The organism is Mariniflexile gromovii (assembly GCF_017814435.1).
Classification (GTDB): domain Bacteria; phylum Bacteroidota; class Bacteroidia; order Flavobacteriales; family Flavobacteriaceae; genus Mariniflexile; species Mariniflexile gromovii.
Genome location: NZ_JAGJCB010000005.1, coordinates 36,440 through 60,980, shown reverse-complemented (window position 1 = coordinate 60,980; position 24,541 = coordinate 36,440). Strand labels below are relative to the sequence as shown.

General features: G+C 35.3%; 18 protein-coding genes. 15 read left to right on the top strand and 3 right to left on the bottom strand.

Annotated elements, in window-relative coordinates:
- The first annotated feature begins 1 nt into the window (after position 1).
- On the top strand, positions 2 to 2,671 hold the full coding sequence (locus tag J8H85_RS07305) for a DNA gyrase/topoisomerase IV subunit A (RefSeq protein WP_209654047.1): 2,670 nt from the start codon (positions 2 to 4) through the stop codon (positions 2,669 to 2,671).
- Positions 2,672 to 2,892: 221 nt separating this feature from the next.
- Here J8H85_RS07305 and J8H85_RS07300 read toward each other — a convergent pair whose 3' ends face one another.
- Positions 2,893 to 3,696, bottom strand: coding sequence for a TerC family protein (locus J8H85_RS07300; protein ID WP_209654045.1), 804 nt, complete (start codon positions 3,694 to 3,696; stop codon positions 2,893 to 2,895).
- A gap of 60 nt (positions 3,697 to 3,756) precedes the next feature.
- Positions 3,757 to 4,968: a carboxypeptidase-like regulatory domain-containing protein gene (locus tag J8H85_RS07295; RefSeq protein WP_245243753.1), complete on the bottom strand. Its 1,212-nt coding sequence runs from the start codon at positions 4,966 to 4,968 to the stop codon at positions 3,757 to 3,759.
- Positions 4,969 to 5,293: 325 nt separating this feature from the next.
- Between J8H85_RS07295 and bshC the strand changes: the two genes are divergently transcribed.
- The 5 genes from bshC to J8H85_RS07270 all read left to right on the top strand — a co-directional run bounded on the left by bshC (position 5,294) and on the right by J8H85_RS07270 (position 12,435).
- On the top strand, positions 5,294 to 6,898 hold the full coding sequence (gene bshC, locus J8H85_RS07290; protein ID WP_209654042.1) for a bacillithiol biosynthesis cysteine-adding enzyme BshC: 1,605 nt from the start codon (positions 5,294 to 5,296) through the stop codon (positions 6,896 to 6,898).
- A gap of 3 nt (positions 6,899 to 6,901) precedes the next feature.
- Positions 6,902 to 8,272: a pyridoxal phosphate-dependent decarboxylase family protein gene (locus J8H85_RS07285; RefSeq protein WP_209654040.1), complete on the top strand. Its 1,371-nt coding sequence runs from the start codon at positions 6,902 to 6,904 to the stop codon at positions 8,270 to 8,272.
- Between the two features lie 291 nt (positions 8,273 to 8,563).
- Positions 8,564 to 10,099 (top strand): glutamine-hydrolyzing GMP synthase, encoded by a 1,536-nt coding sequence (gene guaA, locus J8H85_RS07280; RefSeq protein ID WP_209654038.1) that lies wholly within the window; start codon positions 8,564 to 8,566, stop codon positions 10,097 to 10,099.
- Positions 10,100 to 10,300: 201 nt separating this feature from the next.
- A complete protein-coding gene (locus J8H85_RS07275) occupies positions 10,301 to 12,205 on the top strand; it encodes a LysM peptidoglycan-binding domain-containing protein (protein WP_209654031.1) in 1,905 nt (634 codons plus the stop codon).
- 5 nt (positions 12,206 to 12,210) lie between these two features.
- Positions 12,211 to 12,435 (top strand): DUF3820 family protein, encoded by a 225-nt coding sequence (locus J8H85_RS07270; RefSeq protein WP_209654025.1) that lies wholly within the window; start codon positions 12,211 to 12,213, stop codon positions 12,433 to 12,435.
- A gap of 164 nt (positions 12,436 to 12,599) precedes the next feature.
- Here the strand turns inward: J8H85_RS07270 and J8H85_RS07265 are convergent, their stop codons facing one another.
- Entirely contained in the window at positions 12,600 to 13,475 is an 876-nt protein-coding gene (locus J8H85_RS07265) for a trypsin-like peptidase domain-containing protein (RefSeq protein WP_209654024.1), read from the bottom strand.
- Between the two features lie 226 nt (positions 13,476 to 13,701).
- On the opposite strand from J8H85_RS07265, the gene J8H85_RS07260 reads away from it, so the two are divergent.
- The 9 genes from J8H85_RS07260 (at position 13,702) to J8H85_RS07220 (ending at position 24,538) form a co-directional block, all read left to right on the top strand.
- Positions 13,702 to 15,342, top strand: a complete 1,641-nt coding sequence (locus J8H85_RS07260) for a CTP synthase (RefSeq protein WP_209654022.1) — start codon at positions 13,702 to 13,704, stop codon at positions 15,340 to 15,342.
- A 77-nt stretch (positions 15,343 to 15,419) separates the two neighbouring features.
- Entirely contained in the window at positions 15,420 to 17,312 is a 1,893-nt protein-coding gene (gene yidC / locus J8H85_RS07255) for a membrane protein insertase YidC (RefSeq protein ID WP_209654020.1), read from the top strand.
- Between the two features lie 161 nt (positions 17,313 to 17,473).
- The gene (locus J8H85_RS07250) at positions 17,474 to 18,172 is read left to right on the top strand and encodes a toxin-antitoxin system YwqK family antitoxin (RefSeq protein ID WP_245243752.1); all 699 of its coding nucleotides are present in this window, start codon (positions 17,474 to 17,476) and stop codon (positions 18,170 to 18,172) included.
- A gap of 76 nt (positions 18,173 to 18,248) precedes the next feature.
- A complete protein-coding gene (gene mnmA / locus J8H85_RS07245) occupies positions 18,249 to 19,436 on the top strand; it encodes a tRNA 2-thiouridine(34) synthase MnmA (protein WP_209654018.1) in 1,188 nt (395 codons plus the stop codon).
- A 26-nt stretch (positions 19,437 to 19,462) separates the two neighbouring features.
- A complete protein-coding gene (locus J8H85_RS07240) occupies positions 19,463 to 21,070 on the top strand; it encodes a S8 family serine peptidase (protein ID WP_209654016.1) in 1,608 nt (535 codons plus the stop codon).
- Entirely contained in the window at positions 21,071 to 22,015 is a 945-nt protein-coding gene (locus tag J8H85_RS07235; RefSeq protein ID WP_209654014.1) for an NAD(P)H-dependent flavin oxidoreductase, read from the top strand.
- A 170-nt stretch (positions 22,016 to 22,185) separates the two neighbouring features.
- A complete protein-coding gene (locus J8H85_RS07230) occupies positions 22,186 to 23,562 on the top strand; it encodes an MATE family efflux transporter (protein WP_209654012.1) in 1,377 nt (458 codons plus the stop codon).
- A gap of 81 nt (positions 23,563 to 23,643) precedes the next feature.
- Positions 23,644 to 23,871 carry a hypothetical protein gene (locus J8H85_RS07225; RefSeq protein ID WP_209654010.1) on the top strand — a complete coding sequence of 76 codons (228 nt, stop codon included), beginning with the start codon at positions 23,644 to 23,646 and terminating at the stop codon, positions 23,869 to 23,871.
- A gap of 97 nt (positions 23,872 to 23,968) precedes the next feature.
- Positions 23,969 to 24,538 (top strand): phosphatase PAP2 family protein, encoded by a 570-nt coding sequence (locus J8H85_RS07220; protein WP_209654008.1) that lies wholly within the window; start codon positions 23,969 to 23,971, stop codon positions 24,536 to 24,538.
- Positions 24,539 to 24,541 lie beyond the last annotated feature (3 nt).

Genomic DNA, 24,541 nt, shown 5'->3' with positions numbered 1-24,541 from the left:
AATGATAGAAGAAGATAGCGATTTAATTAACGACCAGGACGAGCCAAAAGAAACCATTACCCGTGTAACGGGCATGTATAAAGATTGGTTTTTGGATTACGCATCGTACGTTATTTTAGAACGTGCTGTTCCCGCTATTGAAGACGGTTTTAAACCCGTACAACGCCGTATCATGCATTCTATGAAAGATTTAGATGATGGGCGTTACAACAAAGTAGCCAATATAGTGGGGCATACCATGCAATACCATCCACATGGAGATGCCAGTATTGCCGATGCCATGGTGCAAATTGGTCAGAAAGATTTATTGATTGATACCCAAGGAAACTGGGGGAACATTTTAACTGGCGATAGCGCCGCCGCATCGCGTTATATTGAAGCACGCTTATCTAAATTCGCTTTGGATGTTGTTTACAACCCTAAAATAACCGAATGGCAAGCTTCATACGATGGGAGAAGAAAAGAACCGGTTAATTTACCGGTCATGTTTCCGTTGTTGTTGGCGCAAGGTGGCGAAGGTATTGCGGTTGGACTTTCAACAAAAATATTACCGCATAATTTTGTTGAGTTAATCGATGCTTCCATCAAACATTTACAAGGAAAACGCTTCACCATTTTACCCGATTTTCCAACAGCAGGTATTGCCGATTTTTCCAACTACAATGATGGTTTAAGAGGTGGACGTGTTCGTGTACGTGCCAAAATATCGCAGTTAGATAAAAACACCTTGGTTATTACCGAAATTCCTTTTGGAACTACCACATCGTCGCTAATAGATTCCATTCTTAAGGCGAATGATAAAGGTAAAATCAAGATTAAAAAAATTGAAGATAATACGGCCGCTGAGGTTGAAATTTTAATTCACCTTCCGTCTGGTTTATCGCCTGATAAAACCATTGATGCGTTGTATGCATTCACCAGTTGCGAGTCGTCCATTTCACCGTTAGGTTGCGTTATTGAAGATAATAAACCGCTGTTTGTTGGTGTTACAGAAATGTTGCGCCGCTCTACCGATAATACCGTACAACTTCTAAAAAGTGATTTGGAAATTAAGCTTGATGAGCTGGAAGAACAATGGCATTTCGCTTCATTGGAACGTATTTTTATAGAAAACCGTATTTATCGTGACATTGAGGAAGAAGAAACTTGGGAGGGCGTTATAAATGCAATCGATAAAGGATTAAAACCTCATATCAAACATTTAAAGCGCGCTATCACGGTTGAAGATATTGAACGATTAACCGAAATAAGAATCAAGCGTATTTCAAAATTTGATATTGATAAAGCGCAACAGAAAATTGAAGCTTTAGAAGATCAAATAGCCGAAATAAAACATCATTTAGCAAATCTTATTGACTATGCCATTGCCTATTTTACAAGGCTTAAAAAAGAATATGGCGCAGGTAGAGAACGCAAAACAGAAATCCGCACCTTTGATGATGTAGATGCTACCAAAGTTGTTATTCGAAACACAAAACTTTACGTAAATAGGGAAGAAGGTTTTGTTGGAACCTCGTTACGCAAAGACGAATATGTTTGCGATTGTAGCGATATAGACGACATTATTGTATTTACCAAAGATGGTAAAATGATGGTTACCAAAGTAGATGCCAAAACCTTTGTAGGTAAAGATATTATTAACGTAGAAGTGTTTGATAAAAAGGACAGCCGTACTATTTATAATATGATTTATCGCGATGGTAAAAGTGGCCCGTCTTACATAAAACGCTTTTCGGTTACCGGAATTACCCGCGATAAAGAATACGATTTAACCAACGGAAACAAAGGTTCTACGGTATTGTATTTTTCAGCAAACCCGAATGGGGAAGCTGAGGTTGTTAGCATTTTGCTTCGTCAAGCAGGAAGTATTAAAAAACTGAAATGGGATATCGATTTTGCCGATATTTTAATAAAAGGCAGAAACTCCAAAGGAAACTTGGTTACCAAATACCCTGTTAAAAAAGTAGAGCTGAAAGAGAAAGGTATTTCAACCTTAAAACCTCGTAAAATTTGGTTTGATGATACTGTTCAAAGGCTAAATGTAGATGGTAGAGGCGAATTGTTGGGTGAGTTTAGAGGTGAAGACCGCATTCTTATCATCAATCAAAAAGGGATTGCAAAAACCATTATACCAGAAGTGACAACGCATTTTGATAGCGATATGATAGTGATGGAAAAATGGATTCCTAAAAAGCCTATTTCTGCTATATATTATGATGGTGAAAAAGAGAAATATTTCGTAAAACGCTTCTTAATTGAAAATGAAAATAAGGAAGAATGTTTTATAACGTCTCATGATAAATCGCATTTGGAAATTGTTTCAACCGATTGGATTCCAATGGCAGAAGTTGAGTTTACTAAGGAACGTGGTAAAGACAGAAAAGATAATTTAGTTGTAAACTTAGAAGAGTTTATTGCTGTAAAAGGAATTACCGCTTTAGGAAACCAGTTAACTAAAGAAAAGGTAAATCAAATCAGTTTATTGGATCCGTTGCCTTATGAAGCTCCTGAAGAAGTGCATGCCGATGATTTGGAGGTTGTTGATGAAGAAGATGTTAATCCAGATTCTGATGAAAATACAGAGGATGATGCTAATCAAAACAATAAGGATTCAGATTCTGAAAGTGATGATGATGAGCCAGATGATAAAGGCCAAACCAAGTTATTTTAATAAGCTTATTCTATGATTTTCAGACTTATCATAATTGTCCTGTTAGCTTTAATAGCTTACTATTTATACCGTATTTACAAAGGCAATAGAAATTATTAGGTCTTAAAATCATAAAAGGAGGTGTTTTAAAAACACTCACCATGGTCTGTTCGAGCGCAGTCGAGAACTTTATGTTGATATTCGCCACTTGAGGTTTCGATTGCACTCAACCAGACACAATATTACGATTCAGTACGTTTCTTATTCCTCTTCTGAATTCTAAAATTCAAAAACTCTACAAAAAGCGAAAACGCAATAGCAAAATATAAATAGCCTTTTGGTATGGCGCCTACCTCATTGCCAAATAACTTGGTGTGTGATAAATGTGCTGCTTCAGTAATTAACATAAACCCTATTAAAATTAAAAAGGCTAAACCTAACAGTTGCATACTGGGGTGCTCGTTAATAAAACGGCGTATGGGGTTTGCAAAACCTATCATCACAATGATGGAAATAACTACGGCAATAATCATTAACACCAAATTGTAATTATGGTTAGGGTGCAAACCATTGGTCATTCCTACGGCAGTCAAAATAGAATCGATAGAGAAAATAAAATCGATTAACATAATTTGCACAATGGCCTGCGATAAACTTTTTATTTTTTTTCCTTTTACAGCATTTTCATCATGGTTTGGTAATTCTACTTTTTCATGAATTTCTGAAGTGCTTTTATAAATTAAAAACAAGCCACCACCAAATAAAATAATGGCCTGCCAACTTACAGCCATATGGATCCACGACAGTTCAATAGAATAAAACGGTTCTTTTAAACCAATTAAAAACGTAACGAAAAACAACAGAATAATACGCTGTATCATAGCCAAAACCAAACCAATGGTAGTTGCTTTCGATTGTTGATGTTCGGGCAGTTTATTCGCGGCAATGGATATGAAAACAATGTTATCTATCCCCAAAATAATCTCTAAAAACGTAAGTGTTAAAAGCGCCATTATGGCATCGCTGGAAAGCAAAAAATCTATCACAATATAAAAATTTAGTATGTAAAATTAATTAAAATTTATACGCACTATTAAGATTTGCTACTAAATATTTGAAGTTTTATTTAATTGTTTTTTAATCTTTTCTATAGCTGCTTCAATAGATTTTTCGGGTTCTATAATGTTGTATTCGCCCCAAAAAGCGGGGTCTTTAAACCCTGAGGTTTCATCTGCTAAAATAGTAGTTGGTTTTAGCATGTTTTCTTTGGTTTTAATTAAATTGGGGTTGCTAATATGCCAATCGGTAATGGCCATTTCACTATTTAACGTATACACGCTATTGAATAATTTACCCTTCCAATTCACTTTAAAAGTGAGTAAAATATTACTGTAGGCATAGTGCCACTTCCCGTTTTGGGTACGGTAATTTATGCGGTAAGTAGCTTCGGTAGGATATACATCAACTCTTCTTGGTTTTTTCCGAATGTACATTTGGCTAGAAAGTTCCTTATTTTCAACATTCAATCTAAAAACGGCATTGGTTAAGGCCAAAGTTTCAGCATCTATATAAAGTTTACCATAATAAAAAGGTTCTTTAATGCCTGGTTTTTGTTTAAAATTGACAACATATACGGGCTTGTTGTTTACTTGTGTTGATTCGCCAAAGCTAAAATTATATAAGTCGATGTTTTCATTTGAAAAAATGTATTCAGGGTATTTTATAATATCGGTGTATAAATTGGAAAACGGCCCACCTTGAAGTTTTACAGCCAAGGTATCTAACCGGTTATAATCGGTACTTTTTCTAGCTTTAATAAGCTCAATAGCGTCGTTTTTAAAATTGCTATAGGGTTGCTTGTGTATTTGCACTACAGCTTCCGATAAAGAAGCATTTTTTCTTCTTTTTTTAATGATTTCACGGTAAAAAGCCGTCATTAAAGCATTGGCGTTGTTATAGACGTTGCTTCTGTTTTTTAGAGTTTCCCGTAATAGGGTTTCAGCATCTCTAAAGGTTTTAACTTCAACCTCGCTCAATTCGGTAACAGCAGGAAACAGTTTGATTTTTGAATTCCCATTTAATTCTGAAATTTTCATTTCCTTTTTTTGGTATCCCAAATAGGAAAATGTTATCAATCTAGATGCAAGAGAATCTGGTATTTTTAGTGCAAACTCACCATCAGAATTGGTTATGGTACTAATGTTTGAATCTTTAATAATGATATCGGCAAACACCAAGGCATCGTTTGAACTATTATCTACAATTTTCCCCTTAATTTCAATAAATCCTGTTGAGGTTTGCGCAATAATGTACTGCATGCCATTAAAAAAAAGGAGGCAGTTAAGCATAAACAGTATAAAGCATTTCTTTTTCATGATGTATTGATAACTAAAGGTTTAGTTAGCATTAAAATACAAAAAAAAACCTTTGGTTGTGCTTTTTAAATGATAAATTATTGAGTTAAATTACTGTTAATGAAAGCTTAAGGATGATTTTTTAAATTTAGAAGGACTTGTATCACATCTCCATCTGTATGGCAATGCAAATAATTGATATTATGGATGGGTCTAAATTCTTAACGTATTTTTTGGATTTCAAAAAACAGAATAACTGTATATTTACACTTTAAATCTCACTATTTATATGCCAGCCGATTGTATTTCATTTAAAAAAACAGGATATTTTTCTTCACTTATTTGTGATTATTTAGATGAAAAACCGGAATTACAGCCTTTTTATAACCGATTCCCTAAGCTTGAAAATTTTAAAACGCAGATTGAAGAGAAAGCCTTGTCGGTTCGAGCGCAGTCTAGAACTGTTTTAGTTGAAACTTTAAAAAAGCAATACCAAAGCATCGAAACTTCTGAAGCTACCTTAAATAATATTGAAAGTTTAAATTCAGAAAATACATTTACCATTACAACAGGGCATCAATTAAACCTATTTACGGGGCCACTTTATTTTCTTTATAAAATTGTATCGGCTATCAATCTTTCAAGGGAATTAAAAAGCACATACCCTAATTATAATTTCGTACCTATTTATTGGATGGCAACCGAAGACCACGATTTTGAAGAGATAAACTATTTCAACTTCAAAGGGAAAAAAGTGCATTGGAACAAAAATGCCAGTGGCGCCGTGGGGGAATTATCTACTGATGGTTTAGAAGCTGTTTTCAATCAATTTTCTTTGGAATTGGGCACTACTAAAAATGCCACTTATTTAAAAACACTTTTTGAGGACGCCTATCTAAACCATGATAATTTAGCCGATGCCACACGTTTTTTAGCTAATGAATTGTTTAAAGCGTACGGTTTGGTGATTATAGATGCCAATGATGCCGCATTAAAAAAACAATTCATACCCTTTATGGAAGATGAATTGCTTAACCAAACCTCTTTTAAAAAGGTATCAGAAACAAATAAACAAATAAACGAATTAACAAATCAACCTTATGGCATTCAAGTAAACCCTCGGGAAATTAATTTGTTCTATATAACCGAAAATTTAAGAGAACGCATTGTTTTTGAAGAAGGTGTTTACAAAGCCGTCAATACTAATATAACTTGGAGCAAGAGTGAGCTGCTAAAAGTGCTCTTAGAGCACCCGCAGAGGTTTTCGCCTAATGTTATCATGCGGCCGTTGTATCAAGAAGTTATTTTACCTAATTTATGCTACATAGGCGGTGGTGGCGAGTTGGCATATTGGTTTCAATTAAAATCATATTTCAATCAGGTAAACGTGCCATTTCCTGTGTTGTTATTAAGAAATTCAGTATTGATACAATCTGAAAATCAAGCTGAAAAACTTCAAAAGTTAAACATTTCAAACGAAGATATTTTTCTAAAGCGTCCTGCCTTCATCAATAAAAAAGTAAGGGAGATTTCTAATATAGACATTGATTTTACAGAACAAAAGCAACATTTAAAATATCAATTTGAAGCTTTATATGAATTGGCAGAACAAACCGATAAATCATTTTTGGGTGCTGTAAAAGCGCAGGAAGTGAAGCAGTTAAAAGGTTTGGATGCTTTAGAAAAAAGGCTCCTTAAAGCCCAAAAAAGAAAACTATCAGACCAGGTTTTAAGAATGACCGATTTACAAAACGAATTGTTCCCAAACCAAAGTTTGCAAGAGCGCAATACCAATTTTTCTGAGTTTTATTTGGAGTACGGCGAATCGCTTATCGCTGAACTTATAGAAAATTTAGAGCCTTTAAAATCGGAATTTTTAATTTTAAAATTGTAAAAAATGCATAAATCTGATATTGAACTTTTTGAAATGACCATGGATGTCATGAAATATGCTGTCGAAAGGCTTACTTCAACAACACATGATATAGGAACGCCAAAAAAAGAAGAAGAATTAAAAGCTTTGGTAGGAGAAACCATTACCGAAAAAGGCATCGGTGGAGAAGTCGCTTTTAACCTTTGGAAAAAGCATTTAATGAAGGCAAATGTTCATATAGACCATCCAAGACATTTGGCATTTGTGCCTGCATCGCCTACTAGAGCTTCAATTATGTTTGATTTAGTGACCTCGGTTTCCAGTATACATGGTGCTTATTGGATGGAAGGGGCTGGGGGTATTTTTTGTGAAAATGAAGCTATGCGGTGGATTGTATCTTTAACTGGTTTGCCCAAAGATGCTTTTGGTGTTTTTACAAGTGGTGGCACCGCGGCAAATTTATCGGCTATGGTTACAGCGCGTGAACATTGGCGGGAAAATGAATGTTTTAACGAAGAGAAAGGATTGATAATTACATCTGTAGGCGCGCACTCGTCTATAAAAGCCATGGCAAAAGTTATTGATGTCGATGTATTATTGGTTGATACAGAAGATAAACTACATGGCAACGAACTACAAAAAACCATTAATAATTTAACCGTACAACAGCGAAAAAGACTATTTGCCATAGTTGCAACAGGTGGTACAACCAATGCCGGTATTATTGACGATTTACTTGGTATTGCGTCTGTTTGCGAAAAGGAACACTTATGGTTTCATGTGGATGCTGCTTATGGAGGTGGCGCTTTGGCGGCAGATTCGGTGAGGCATTTGTTTAAGGGCATTGAAAAAGCAGATAGCATTACCATTGATCCTCATAAATGGTTGTTTTCACCTTATGATTGTGGTGCGGTAGTTTATAAAAAGCCTGAACTGGCTAAAAAAGCACATGCGCAAGAGGGATCTTATTTAGATATTTTTAAGGACGAAGGTTCTCAAGGTTTTAATCCAACCGATTATCAGATACAATTAACACGTAGGGTTCGCGGTTTGCCTTTATGGTTTTCGTTGGCAATGCATGGTACAGATAGGTATAAGGAAGCTATTGAGCGAGGTTTGGAATTGGCGCAAATTGCTGGTAAGTTAATTAACCGTATGCCACATGTAGAGTTGGTGAGAGAACCAAGTTTATCTTGTGTTTTATATAGGAGAATAGGTTGGAAACCTGAAGATTATACGCATTGGACATATGAAAACCACAGAAAAGGCTTTGCTTTAGTAACACCAACCAAATGGAAACAAGGTGATACTTATGAAACCGTATCGCGTTTTTGTTTTATAAATCCTGATACTACAGAAAATGATATTGAAATGATTTTGGATTCGATGAAATAGACTTGTAGCGTTTGGATTGCTTGGGGTTTAATTGCTTATAGCTTTTAATCAATCTTGTGTAATGGCCATGGTTGTCTGGGCTGCGTTAGGGATTGCAGCGGCATCCTTTTTTGAGGCACGAAAAAAAGATATAGCGGAAAGCCCGACCCTAGGGTAACGCCCAAATACTAGTTTTTGCTTTGTATTGCTTGTTAAATAGGGGTAATAGTGTGGTTTTAAAAGTTGTTATAAAAAAATAAAAAAATTGTAATTCGTAATTCGTCATTCTAAAATCAATTACTATTTTTGCGCATGCAACATGATAAGGTACTAATTTTAGACTTCGGATCGCAATACACACAACTTATTGCCCGTAGAGTTCGAGAACTCAACATTTACTCCGAAATACATCCATTTAACAAAATTCCAACCAATTTTCAAGAGTATAAAGCCGTTATACTTTCAGGAAGTCCAAATTCTGTAAGAGGAGAAAACGCTTTACATCCCGATTTAACAAACATTAGAGGCGAAAAACCTTTATTAGCGGTTTGTTATGGTGCGCAGTATTTGGCACATTTTTCAGGTGGTGAAGTAGCGCCATCAAATACAAGGGAGTACGGTCGTGCCAAGTTGGCTTTCATTAAAGAAAACGAAGCTTTCTTCAAAGATATAAACGTTGGAAGTCAAGTTTGGATGAGCCATAGCGACACTATTAAATCTTTACCAACACATGGCGTTTTAATAGCAAGTACACACGATGTTGAAAATGCAGCGTATAGAATTGAAGGAGAAGAAACCTACGCCATTCAATTTCATCCAGAAGTGTACCATTCAACCGATGGGAAAAGACTATTGGAAAACTTTTTAGTGAACATTGCAAACGTTAACCAAGATTGGACACCCGATTCTTTTGTTGAAGAAACCGTGGCCGCCATACAAGAAAAAGTAGGTAATGATAAAGTGGTTTTAGGACTTTCGGGTGGGGTAGATTCTACCGTTGCAGCCGTTTTATTGAATAAAGCCATTGGCAAAAACTTATATTGTATTTTCGTTAATAACGGATTGCTTCGTAAAAACGAATTCGAAAATGTATTAAACCAATACAAAGGTATGGGACTTAACGTAAAAGGCGTAGATGCTTCACAACGTTTCCTTGATGCTTTGGCTGGTATTGAAGACCCAGAATTAAAACGTAAAGCCATTGGTAATGCGTTTATTGAGGTTTTTGATGATGAAGCTCACCAACTTACCGACGTAAAATGGTTGGCACAAGGTACCATTTATCCGGACGTTATAGAAAGTGTTTCGGCTACTGGCGGTCCTTCGGCAACCATTAAAAGTCACCATAATGTAGGTGGTTTACCCGATTTTATGAAACTTAAAATTGTAGAACCATTACGCGCTATTTTTAAAGATGAAGTAAGACGAGTTGGTGCTACTTTAGGAATCGATCCAGAGCTTTTAGGGCGCCATCCATTTCCAGGTCCAGGTTTGGGCATTCGTATTTTGGGCGATATTACGGCCGAAAAAGTACGTATTCTACAAGAGGTTGATGCTATTTTTATTAATGGCTTGAAAGAATGGGGACTGTACGATAAAGTATGGCAAGCAGGCGCGATGCTTTTACCGGTAAATAGTGTTGGTGTTATGGGCGATGAACGTACCTACGAAAAATGTGTAGCACTTAGAGCCGTTGAAAGTACCGATGGTATGACAGCCGATTGGGTAAATTTACCATATGAGTTCCTTCAAAAAACTTCAAACGACATCATAAATAAAGTTAAAGGCGTTAATAGAGTAGTTTACGACATCAGTTCAAAACCACCAGCAACCATTGAGTGGGAATAAATTCCTGTGAAAGCTGTAATCTTTTGATATTAAATAAGTTGTTGGATAAACAAAATTTATAAGTTATATTTATTGCGTTAAGTTGTCTTATTTCAATAAATCGAACGTATATGATTAAGTCGGAACGAAATGTTTTTTGGCATGTTATATGCATATAGAAAATTACGTTTGGTTCTTAACGCAATTAAAAAATAGATTTACATGATTAAATTCTTTTCCGTTTTATGTTTAGCATTCATCTTTAATGTGAATGCCTTAACGGCTCAAAACTTCAGCACCCATCAAGTAAAAAAAGGTGAAACCATTCATGGTATTGCTTCGCATTACGGTGTAACCATTTCTGATATTTATGCCTTAAATCCGGATGCTAAAAAAGAATTGAAAGCTAATACCATATTAATAATTCCTATTTCCAAAGCGAAAAAAACAGAAGTTGTTACTACACAAGAATTGGTAGGATATAAAGAACATAGAACCAACAGAAAAGAAACCTTATATAGTATTGCAAAACAGTACGATGTAACCGAAGACGATATAAAAAAGTACAACACTTTTTTATATGCCAATACACTAAATAAGGGCGATAAACTTCAAATACCTGTTTTTAAAATTACCAAGGAAGAACCTAAAGCAGCTACTAAAGCCTACATAGTGAAGCCGAAAGAGGGTAAATGGCGTATTGCTTACAAATTTGGAATTACGGTTCAAGAACTTGAAGATTTGAACCCAGGTATGGGCGAAACATTACAGGATGGACAACAAATATACGTGCCCAATAAAGGTGGTGAAGAGGTAAAAGAGGTAGATGAAAAATATAGCTACTACAACGTGTTGCCAAAAGAAGGTTTTTACCGTTTAAAAATAAAATTAGGCTTAGAACAAGATGAATTGGAAGCTTTAAACCCAGAATTGAAAGAAACTGGTTTAAAGGAAGGCATGGTTTTAAAAATTCCTTACACAAATAATTTGAATGTAGCGGGTGAACCAGTTGCAAAAAAAACAAGTTTGGAAAGTAAAATAACCAATTTTGATACGAAGCACATAGCAGTGATGTTGCCTTTTAGAACCAACCGTGTTCATTTCGATTCCATTTCCCATATAAAAAGCAGCATAAAAAAAGACCCTTATTTAGATGCTTCACTCGATTTTTACACGGGTGTTTTAACTGCTTTAGATTCCCTAAAAACTTTAGGTATTTCACTTAAAGTAGATGTATATGATACAAACTATCAAGTAAGTGATGTATTAAGAATATTGAAAGATAATAACTTTAAAGATGTTGATGCTGTTATTGGACCATTAACGTCAGAAACGTTTGAGAAGGTAGCTTCTGAATTACGTGCATACCATGTTCCAGTAGTATCTCCCATAGGCACAAATTTAACATTGTATGATAATGTGTTTCAATCGCGTCCTTCAGACGACTTATTGAAAGACAGAATGGTGAATTTTGTAAAAGCCGATTCGTTAGAAAAAAACATTGTTGTAGTTTCAGACACCAAAAATGAAGCGGTGGCAAATAGTATTAAAACAGCATTTGGTAATGCAAAATCGGTTTATTCCAGAAAAGGAAAAACGGGCAACGATTTGAATTTTATTTATGTGGAAGATATAAGAAGCACTTTAAAACCAGGTAGAAATTATGTGTTTTTAGAAACACAAAGCGAAGGTTTTGTTTCAAACGTAGTTAGTATTTTGGCGTCTTTAAATAGTGGAAGTACCGAAATTATTTTGGTAACAAGCAATTTTAATGCAGCTTTTGAGGGCGACCAAGTATCAAACGACCATTTATCAAAACTTCAGTTGCATTTTGCAACCACATCAAAATCATACAGTGACAACGGAGGTAATTCGTTTGTAAAACGTTACACCCAAACTTATAACACCACACCAAGCAAACGTGCCGTAAAAGGGTTTGACTTAACTATGGATGTGGTATTGCGTTTAACTGCAGCTAAAGATTTATATATGTCTGTAAACAGCGCGCCACTTACCGAGTATGTAGAAAATAAATTTGCCTACAAAAAGAAACTTATGGGCGGTTATTATAACGATGCCACTTATATAGTAAAGTATCAAGATTTAGAAATAGTTGAGGTAAAATAACCTAGGTGTTCGACAAACAATTCTTAATAGATTTAGCACATACCAAAATGCCCTTTGGTAAGTACAAAGACCGCTATTTAATAGATTTACCCGAATACTACGTGGTTTGGTACCACCAAAAAGGCTTCCCAAAAGGAAAATTGGGCGATATGCTGAAACAAGTGTACGAGCTAAAACTAAACGGGTTGGAAGAGTTGATACGGAATATTAAGAAGCAGTATCCTAAATAGGAGTATTTTTTAAATGGTTCGTTTAACGGTTATGTAAAAGGAAAGTTGCGTGTTTGCATGCGAGGATTTTCCGAAGTAAAATCGGAGGCTAGCAAACAAAGCAACGACCAAACGGTTGAACTAAAATAAGCAATGTTTTTTACACGGTATTACCCAACGTTTTTTTAAAACCCTCTTATTTTTATTAATTCAGCACTAAACAATATTTCTTCTAAGAAGTAAGACGGAACAACAGCAGCAATTCCTAAGTTTCTATCAGAAACAGGGATTTTTTGCGTTTCAACTATTTTTATCGGTGAATTCTCTCCGAAATAACCTTTCATTATTCCTGCTAACTTTAATTGAGGCTGTCCAATAACAATTCCGCCATCACCTCTGTCAGTTCCAAGATAAAAGAATACAGGTGAACCACTGTTCCCGCCATAACTTGAAGATTCGATTAAGTATAAATCAGTCATATCGTTGCCCCAAGGTATTTTTTCATCTGTGATTAGCGCTACTCGACCAAATCTTACAATTGGGAAAATTTTTTTGTCTCCAAGAAATGGGGTAAACATTCCTGTAAAAAAGACATCGGAGCCTTCTCTAATATTTAATTCTTTGAAACTTTTTTTGTTAGAAAGCATTTCCGTTGGTAGAGTTAAATAATCAAATATTGTAGGGTCTGGTAGAACTGGAATTACAGCTATATCAACAGTTTCATCATTATGAGTAAATACATTTTTAGTAATACCGGATGTTGATAAAGGAAGACTTCTTGTTTCTGAAAATGAATCACGCCGATTTAATCTTACATAAATTGTATCTAAGAAGGAGTTCTGATTTTTCAAAACATGTTTTGCAGTTACAAAATAAACCGCCGTTTTCTTAGCAATTGAATCAGAAACACCTACAAAAAATCCAGTTCCATTAGGTTCTATTTTACCTTTGTCATTTTTTGCATAAATGAACCCTATTACTTTCTTTATTTCCGTAGGAATAGCTTGTCCAATTGATACATTGCTTAATAGCAAAGTAATAATTATTAGAAATTTTCTCATGGTTTTGTCAATGTTGGGTAACTTTTAAGATATGAATAGTTTCAATTATCTATATCGATAGTTAAACTAAGTACGACAATTTTTTTCGAAAAGTCAATTTTTTCACCCAAATAAAAATTATTTTTCCTACCAATTCAGTTGTTAAAAACTCCCACGAAATAACTAAAAACTTATTCGAGAATAACTATTTTAATTTTGTAAATTTGCCTGCGTTTATAAGCGCAACATGACAACTACAGCAAAATACATTTTTGTAACCGGTGGGGTTACATCATCATTAGGAAAGGGCATTATTGCAGCATCGCTTGCTAAATTACTTCAGGCCCAAGGATATCGAGTAACTATTCAAAAATTAGATCCGTATATAAACGTAGATCCAGGTACATTAAATCCATACGAACATGGCGAATGCTATGTTACCGAAGATGGTGCAGAAACCGATTTGGATTTAGGTCACTACGAGCGTTTTTTAAACGTACCAACCAGTCAAGCAAACAACGTAACCACGGGGCGCATTTACCAAAGCGTGATACAGAAGGAGCGTAGAGGTGAGTTTTTAGGCAAAACGGTTCAGGTAGTTCCTCATATTACCGATGAAATTAAAGAACGTATCCAGCTTTTAGGAAAATCGGGCGATTACGATATTATCATTACCGAAATAGGTGGAACGGTTGGTGACATTGAGTCTTTACCCTATGTTGAGGCAGTACGTCAATTACGTTGGGATTTGGGAGAAGATAACGGTATTGTTATCCATTTAACTTTAGTGCCTTATTTGGCTGCTGCGGGCGAATTGAAAACAAAACCAACCCAACACAGTGTAAAAACCTTGATGGAAAGTGGAGTGCAAGCCGATATTTTGGTTTGTAGAACCGAACACGATTTACCGTACGATTTACGCAGAAAACTAGCTTTGTTCTGTAACGTTAGGGAAGAAGCGGTTATTCAATCTATCGATGCTTCAACCATTTACGATGTACCAAACTTAATGTTGGAAGAAGGTTTGGATAAAGTAGTCTTGAAAAAATTAGGATTGCAAAGTTCTACACCCGATATCACCAAATGGAATCAATTTTTAACCCGTCATAAAAACCCAAAAACCGAAATTACTATTGGTTTAATAGGAAAGTATGTGGAGTTGCAAGATTCTTATAAATCTATATTGGAAGCTTTTATTCACGCAGGTGCAGAAAACGAGGTGAAAGTTAATATTGAGTCTGTACATTCTGAGTATTTAAATGAAGATAATATCCAACTTAAATTAGCGCATTTAGATGGTGTTTTGGTAGCACCAGGTTTTGGTGAGCGTGGTATTGAAGGTAAAATTGATGCCGTTAGATATGTACGCGAAAACAATGTGCCGTTTTTTGGTATCTGTTTGGGTATGCAAATGGCGGTTATTGAGTTTGCAAGAAACGTATTGGGGTTAAAAGATGCCGATTCCACCGAAATGAGCCCAGAAACCAAAAACCCTGTTATTGGCTTAATGGAAGACCAAAAAACCATTACCGATAAAGGTGGTACCATGCGTTTAGGATCTTGGGATTGCGATTTGAAAATTGGTAGTGCCGTTCGTGATATTTATAAAGCTGAAAGTATTAAAGAGCGTCACAGACACCGTTATGAATTTAATGGCAAATACAAACAGCAAATGGAAGCTGCTGGTTTGGTGGCTACAGGTTTAAATCCAGATACCGGATTGGTTGAAATTGTTGAAATACCAAGTCATCCATGGTTTGTTGGTGTGCAATACCACCCAGAGTATAAGAGTACGGTTGCCAACCCGCACCCATTGTTTGTGGCGTTTGTTAAGGCAGCTTTAAATTATAAAAAGAAGAAATCAAGTGTCAGAATGGCACAAAATTAATATTGGATAGCTTATTGATATAAGGTAGTGCGTTTTAGTTATAACGCCAATCTTTTTACTAGATACATAGAGAATACATGGAAGAAAAAAAATTAGATGTTAATTCGATTATAGGGTTTTTACTTATTTTCGGAATATTAATGTACATGCTTTGGCAAAATCAACCAACGCCAGAAGAACTTGAAGCTCAAGAAAAAGCAAAACAAGAACAGGTTGAAAAGGAAAACAAAGCCAAAGCGCCACAAACCCAAGTTGCCACTGTTGAAGACATGCAAGTTGGTACAACCGATTCGCTTCAATTAGTAAACTTAAAAAACAAATTAGGGGCGTTTGCATATTCGGCGGCAACGGCTTCAAAAGAAGAAACTGTTGTAGAAAGCGATTTGTTGGCTTTAAAATTCAACAATAAAGGTGGATATCTTTCTGAAGTAAAACTTAAAAAACATACCGATTTTAATGATAAACCCATCTATATCATTAAAGATAACAACGCATCTTTCAATATTAATTTCGGAACTACCGATAGCCGAATTTTAAATACCAAAGATTTATATTTTCAGCCTACGGTAACCAAAAATGGCAATACTACCGTGGTTTCCATGAAGCTGAAAGTATCTGAAAGTAAATTTTTAGAATACCGTTATGAGTTGAAAGAAGGTGATTATATGATGGATTTCACCATTCGTTCACAAGGCTTGAGTGATGTTTTCAATAGCTCACAACCTATTAATTTAGATTGGAATTTAAAAACCTACCGTCATGCCAAAAGTATTTCTTATGAAAACAGATATACTGAAGTTGTTTTTGAATATGAAGATGGAAAAGATGATTATTTAGGTCAGGGCGATTTATCTGATGATACTGCTGAAGATGTAACCTATGTTGCTTTTAAACAGCACTTCTTTTCATCTATTTTATTGGCAGATACGCCATTTAAAACTGGTGCTTTTGAATCTAGAAATCTTGTTCAAAATGAAGATATTGATACGGTTTATACCAAAGCTTTTTCGACTAAATTGCCTTTAGAACTTGCTGGTGGAGAGATTAACAAATCTATGGATTGGTATTATGGCCCTAGTGATTTCAAAATTCTAAATAAATACGATAGAAATTTAGATGAAATAGTGCCTTTAGGTTGGGGTATTTTTGGATGGATAAACAAATATCTATTCATTCCTTTATTCGCCTTTTTAGGAGACTTTTTACCTTACGGAATCGCTATTATTGTCATGACGATATTAATTAAATTAGTATTGTCGTTCGTTCAATACAAGCAGTTTTTATCGCAAGCGAAAATGAAAATTCTAAGACCGGAATTGGAAGCCATTCGCGAAAAGTATAAAGACAATAAAATGAAAGCGCAACAAGAAACCTTGTCGCTTCAAACCAAAGCAGGTGCTAGCCCCATGGCAGGTTGTATACCGGCATTGGTACAGTTACCTGTATTTTATGCATTGTTCCAATTTTTCCCATCGGCGTTTGATTTGCGTCAAAAAAGTTTCCTTTGGGTAGAGGATTTATCATCGTACGATACCATTGCGGAATTGCCTTTTAAAATCCCGTTTTATGGAGACCACGTAAGTTTGTTCCCAATTTTGGCATCTATTGCTATTTTCTTCTACATGCGTTTGACTACGGGCGACCAAATGGCGTCTCAACCAACGCAAGAAGGCATGCCGGATATGGCTAAAATGATGAAGTATATGATGTACTTTTCACCAATTATGATGTTGTTTTTCTTCAACAATTACGCATCAGGATTGAGTTTGTACTATTTCATTTCAAATGTTATTAGTATTGGTATCATTTTAGTAATTAAAAATTACATTCTTGATGAAGATAAAATACATGCTCAAATTCAAGAAAATAAAAAGAAACCTAAAAAAGAAAGTCGTTTCCAGAAGAAAATGAAGGAAATGATGGAGCAGGCTGAACAGCAAAAACAAATGCAACAAAAACGCAAAAAATAAATGACTTGTCATGCTGAACTTGTTTCAGCATCTCAATAAACAAAAGCTGTCAATAAAATCAATTTGGCAGCTTTTTTGTTAGATACAATTTGATACTGAATGTATCGTTTTATAATCTGTTATTTCTGCAAAAGCAGAAATCTAATTTTAAAATATTGAATATGAATTTTTTTAGATTGTTATTTTTTATAGGACTTAGTACCATGGTTTCTGCTCAAGAAATCAATCAATTGGATGCTAACGGAAAAAACCATGGTATCTGGAAAAAGAATTTTGAGGGCACCAACATACCCAGATACGAAGGTGAATTTCTTCACGGAAAAGAAATAGGCACCTTTAAGTTTTATAAAAACATAAAGAAAAAGGCGGTTTTAACAGCTACCAAAGAGTTTAATGAGAAAGACTCTAAAGCTTATGTGAAGTTTTACGCTTCAACTGGAAAAGTGATTAGCGAAGGACAAATGGATGGAAAAAAGTACATTGGCGAATGGAAATATTATCAAAAAACAAATAATAAATTATTGACCTTAGAACATTATAACGATTCCGGAATCTTGCATGGAGAACGTATTGTATATTATCCTAACGGACAAATAGCTGAAAAGCAAACGTATAAAGATGGAAAATTAGAAGGTGTTTCAGTGGTGTATTCTGAGAAAAATGTTGTGTTAAGTGAAGTGATATATGTGAATGGTGAATTGCATGGCTATTCAAAATATTATTCACCGAAGGGAGAATTGGTAGCTGAAGGTTTGTATAAAAAAGATAAAAAGGATGGAATTTGGAAATACTATAAAGATGGAAAATTAACCGAGGAAAAGGATTTTAGTTATATACCAAAATACATAAAAAAGCCATAGAAAAACTTATTAAGGCTATAAATATAAATCATGGTAGCATCTTTATGTTACCTTTTTTTATTCATAAATTTGCAAAATGAAACGAGTTATAATTGGACTTTCAGGCGGTGTAGATTCTAGCGTTGCAGCTTATTTGTTAAAGCAGCAAGGTTATGAGGTTATTGGGTTGTTTATGAAGAATTGGCATGATGATTCGGTAACGATTTCAAACGAATGCCCTTGGTTAGACGATAGTAACGATGCCATGTTGGTAGCTGAAAAATTGGGAATTCCTTTCCAAACTGTCGATTTAAGTGAGCAGTACAAAGAGCGTATTGTAGATTATATGTTTCATGAATATGAAAAAGGAAGAACACCAAACCCCGATGTGCTTTGTAACAGAGAGATAAAGTTTGATGTGTTTATGAATATTGCCCTAGAACTTGGTGCCGATTATGTAGCCACGGGACATTATTGCAGAAAGGGAACCATTCAAAAAGACGGAAAAGAAATTTACCAGTTGTTGGCAGGAAAAGATGATAATAAAGACCAATCGTATTTTTTATGTCAACTATCGCAAGCACAATTAGCAAAATCATTGTTTCCCATAGGGGAATTAACCAAACCACAAGTTCGTGAAATAGCTATGCAATTGGATTTGGTTACCGCAGAAAAGAAAGATTCTCAAGGACTTTGTTTTATAGGTAAAGTGAAGTTGCCCGATTTTCTTCAACAGCAATTAAAACCCAAAGAAGGTATTATTGTTGAAATTCCAAAAGAACAAACTATATTCAGTGAAGTTACTCCTGAATTTAATTCAGAAAAAGAAAAATTAGAATACCTATCTCGTAAAATCAATTATAAAGTCGATTATGGGAAAGTTGTTGGCAAACACCAAGGAGCCCATTATTTTACAAAAGGACAGCGCAAAGGATTGGCCGTTGGTGGTACTTTAGAACCTTTGTTTGTAATAGATACCGATGTTGAAGAAAACGTTATTTACACAGGCCAAGGAAAAGAGCACCCAGGGTTGTTAAAAAAAGCATTGTTTGTTAGTAACGAAGAACTACATTGGATTCGCGAAGATTTAGCTTTACAAGTTGATGAAACCATGCAGGTAATGGCACGAATTAGATACAGACAACCATTGCAACAAGCCACATTGCACAAAGTAGATGGTGGTTTGTATGTTGAGTTTGAAGCATTTCAATCGGCCATAACCGAAGGGCAATTTGTAGCGTGGTATTTAGAAGATGAGTTAGTGGGTTCGGGGGTTATTTCTTAAATTGCAATAACTTAATTATACTTTGAATGAAGAAGTGTTTATTACTTTTGGTGGTTTTATGCACCCAATTCATGCTTTTAGCACAGGAAGATGCATGGGTGTATTTAAAAGACAAGCAAAATGTGGAGACTTCTTTAGCAAACCCTACAACTATTTTATCGCAAAAAGCTGTTGATAGAAAAAACAGGCACCATGTGGTTATTGATGCACGCGATGTGCCTGTTAATGAATCGTATATAACTCAACTTAAAAATGCTACCGGTATTACCGTAATGGCAAAATCCAAATGGTTTAATGCAGTTCACGTAAGAGGAACTGAAACCGATATCAAAAATTTAACATCTACTTTTTCTTTTGTAGACCACATTGAATTTGCCAACAGAAGTTTGAATACTTCCAAAAAATCTCAAGAAAAAGTACCATCCAAAATCACAAATACTTTAACTAATTTCAACTATGGTAATGCTGCCAATCAAATTGAAATGATAAAAGGTGAGCAACTTCATTTAGCAAATTATACCGGTACAGGAATGACGGTAGCGGTTATTGATGCAGGTTTTACTAATGTAAATAATATGGCAGGTTTTCAGCGCTTAAGAAGCTCCAATAATATTTTGGGGACTTATGATTTTGTGGGTAGGGATTCAGATGTTTATACCAATACCACCAGTAATCATGGAACCTTGGTTTTAAGTACCATGGCTGGTTATATTGAAAACCAGTTTGTTGGTACAGCACCCGATGCTTCCTATTATTTATTTATAACCGAAGATGCCCTTAGTGAAAATCCCGTTGAGGAAAGTTATTGGGTAGAAGCCGCTGAACGCGCCGATAGTTTAGGGGTAGATGTTATAAATTCATCGTTAGGTTATACAACTTATGATAATCCAAATTACAGCTACGCACCATCTGACATGAATGGAAATACGGCATATATTTCAAAAGGTGCTCAAATTGCTTTTGAAAAAGGGATATTGGTAGTTAATTCTGCTGGAAATTCAGGAAATGATAGTTGGCAAATTGTAGGAGCACCCGCCGATGCTTCTGGGGTGTTTAGTATTGGCGCTGTACAATCTAATGGACAGTATGCATCGTTTAGTTCAAGAGGAAATAGCACGCAATCCACACAAAAACCAGATGTTGTTGCACAGGGGCAAGGTAGTGCGGTAATTACTCAAAACAATGTCATTGCCAATGCTAACGGAACATCTTTTAGTTCACCTATTATGGCTGGAGGTATTACGTGTTTGTGGCAGGCTTTGCCTAGTCTCACTAATAATGAAATCATGCAGTTGGTTCGAGAATCTGCTTCACAATACAATACGCCCGATTATTTTTTAGGTTATGGTAATCCAAATTTAGAAATAGCACTAAATAGTGGTTTATATTTAATGGATGAAGCCGTTGAACTGAAAATGTATCCAAATCCAGCATCAAACGAAGTTTTCTTTACTTTAAGTTCCGATAGTTTGGTTGAGGTATATATTTTCGATATTTTAGGCAAGCTTGTTATAAATACATTACTAACAAATGTTTCGCCAAGTGTAGATGTTTCTTCACTGTCAAACGGTGTTTATTTAGTAAAATTCCAATCTTCAAATAAGTCTAAAACAATTAAGCTCATCAAACAATAAATGTCCAATAATAGAATTACTGAATTATTCAATATTAAGCATCCTATAATTCAAGCAGGTATGGTTTGGACTAGTGGTTGGCGTTTGGCATCGGCGGCAAGTAATTCTGGTATTTTAGGATTGATTGGTGCGGGTTCTATGTATCCAGAAGTGCTGCGCGAACATATTCAAAAATGTAAAAAAGCCACCGATAAACCTTTTGGGGTAAACGTACCCCTGTTGTACCCAAATATCCAGGAAATCATGGATATTATAGTAGATGAAGGTGTGAACATAGTATTTACATCAGCAGGAAACCCAAAAACGTGGACATCGTGGTTAAAGGAACGTGGTATTACCGTTGTACATGTAGTTAGTAGCGTTAAGTTTGCCTTAAAGGCACAAGAAGCAGGTGTAGATGCTGTTGTTGCCGAAGGTTTTGAGGCTGGTGGCCATAATGGAAGGGATGAAACCACCACTTTTACCTTGATTCCTATGGTTAAAGAGCATATTCAAATCCCTTTAATTGCTGCAGGTGGCATAGCAACGGGTCGCGCCATGTTAGCGGCCATGGTTTTAGGGGCCGATGGCGTACAGGTTGGAAGTCGGTTTGTTGCAAGTGAGGAAAGTTCGGCTCATGCTGCTTTTAAACAAGTTGTAGTGAATGCAAAAGAAGGAGATACCCAATTAACCCTTAAAGAATTAGCTCCGGTACGGTTGGTGAAAAATAAGTTTTATGAAGATGTTCAAGAACTTTACAAAAAGTCGCCAACCATAGAAGAACTTAAAACATTACTGGGAAGGGCACGTGCCAAAAAAGGTATGTTTGAAGGTGATTTGGATGAAGGTGAACTTGAAATAGGACAAATAGCAGGTCTCATACATGATATAAAACCAGTTAAAAAAATTGTTGATGACATTCTAGATGAGTTTTACTTAGCTAAAAAGCAAATTTCAGATATATAACTTCCCTAATTATTATTTTATTTTACTGCTTTTATTACTTGACGTCGCTTTTATTCTCCCTATGAAATAGATTTAAAGTGAAAAATTGATATTTACGGGCATTTAAAATTCTCTTAAATGATTCTTATAAAAAACTGGTCAATACTATTTCGAAAGCCTATTTTTGCAGGATGCAATTAAAAGACTATACCAAAGAATTTAAATACAACTGGCAACTAGCAGCTCCCGTTATGATGGGTATGTTGGGGCACACCTTTGTTGGTTTTATAGACAATGTTATGGTTGGGCAATTAGGAACAGCCGAACTTGCGGCAGTATCCTTAGGTAATAGTTTTATGTTTATAGCCATGTCTTTAGGTATTGGGTTTTCAACGGCTGTAACGCCTTTAATAGCTGAAGCCGACGCCGAAAAGGATTTTGAAAAAGGCAAATCAACATTTAAGCATGGGTTGTTTTTATGTACCATTTTAGGGATTGCGCTTTTTTTGGTAGTGCTTTTAGCAAAACCACTTATGTATTTAATGAAACAACCTGTTGAGGTGGTGGAATTGGCAATTCCGTACTTAAATCTGGTAGCAATTTCATTAATACCTTTAATAGTTTTTCAGGGTATTAAGCAGTTTAGCGATGGTTTATCCTTAACACGTTACCCCATGTATGCCACCATTTTAGCAAATGTTATAAATGTGGTTTTGAACTATTTACTCATATTTGGTAAGTTTGGCTTTCCAGAAATGGGCATTGTAGGTGCTGCTTATGGTACATTAATATCAAGAATTGTCATGGTTTGGTATTTATGGTTTTTATTGAAACTAAAAGAAAAATCGAAAGCATATCTAGTTGATATCAAGTTGTTTGTGCTAGATAAATTAATGCTTAAAAGAATCCTCAATTTGGGTGCGCCCAGTGCCATGCAAATGTTTTTTGAAGTTGGTATTTTTACTGCCGCCATATGGTTGAGTGGGTTATTGGGTAAAAATCCGCAAGCAGCCAATCAAATTGCCTTAAACTTAAGTTCTATGACTTTTATGGTGGCTACAGGCTTAAGTGTTGCGGCCATGATACGTGTAGGAAACCAAAAAGGCTTGCAAAACTATTTCGATTTACGCCGAATTGCTTTTTCTATATTTTTGTTGGGTATTATTTTAGCATCCTGTTTTGCGGCCATGTTCTTTTTGTTGCATAACCAGTTGCCAAAATTGTATGTTGATTTTGATGATGCCAAAAATTTAATGGATAACACCGAAGTTGTAAAAATCGCCTCAAAACTGTTAATAGTTGCTGCTATTTTTCAAATAAGTGATAGTATACAAGTTATTTTTTTAGGAGCATTACGTGGTTTGCAAGACGTAAAAATTCCAACCATTATCACTTTTATTTCGTATTGGTTAATTGGGTTTCCTGTGAGCTGGTTTTTAGGAAAAGAAGACGCTTATGGTAGCTTTGGTATTTGGTTGGGTTTACTTGCAGGTTTAACAACTGCTGCTATTTTATTGTATATTCGATTCAATTATTTAACAAAAAAGTTAATTTTGTCAAAAATGTAAAGTCGTTGGTCGTGGAGTCGTTTAGTTGATTTACAACTACACAGCTTAGCAACTAAACAACAAACAACTAAAGAAAGAAATATGAGCCTTCCAAAATTTATACTTGGTGATAACACCGATTATCCAAACGCTATTTATGTGATTCATACGGAATTTCCGCGATTTATTATCAACCTTGAAGATGATGAAATTGAATGGTTTGAAGATTTTGACGACGAAGATGAACAGGAATTATTAGCCGAAACTGAAAATATGGTTAAATTGGCTACCGAGTTTTACGATAAAGAAATTTTAAAATACGAAGAGTAGTGCGTTAAGGGTAGTAGTGGAAAGCCCACAGCTAGGTACGAGCGAGGACTTGTAACGGATAACCTGACCCGACAGGGTAACGCCAAAATAATTATAGATGTTAGAACAACTTTTAGAATACGACACCCAACTATTTTTGTTTTTAAATAATTTAGGGTCGGCAAGATGGGATTACATGTGGTTGGTTATTACCCACGAAGTTACATTTGCTCCTATGTATGCGATATTATTGTTCCTATTACATAGAAAGTATGGAATCAAAGCCTTAATAGTTTTTATCTTGCTTGTGGCTGTTATGATAACGTTTACGGACCAAATGACGAATGTTTTTAAGCGTGGTTTTCAACGACCAAGACCTTGTGGTAATTTAGAAATCATTGACCATATGCGTTTTATTGCGGTACGGTGTGGTAAATATGGGTTCTTCTCTGGACATTCATCAAACTCTATGGCTGCTGCTGTTTTTGCTGGCTTATTACTGCGACCTTACTATAAAAATTTAATATTTATTTTACTTTTTTGGAGTGCGGTTGTGGCTTACAGCAGGATTTATGTAGGTGTACATTACCCGTTGGATATTGTTTGCGGTTTAGCTTTTGGTGCCCTTGGCGGATTTGCTTTTTATAAATTAGCCTTATATATTTTAAAGCGATATGTTACCAGTTAACAT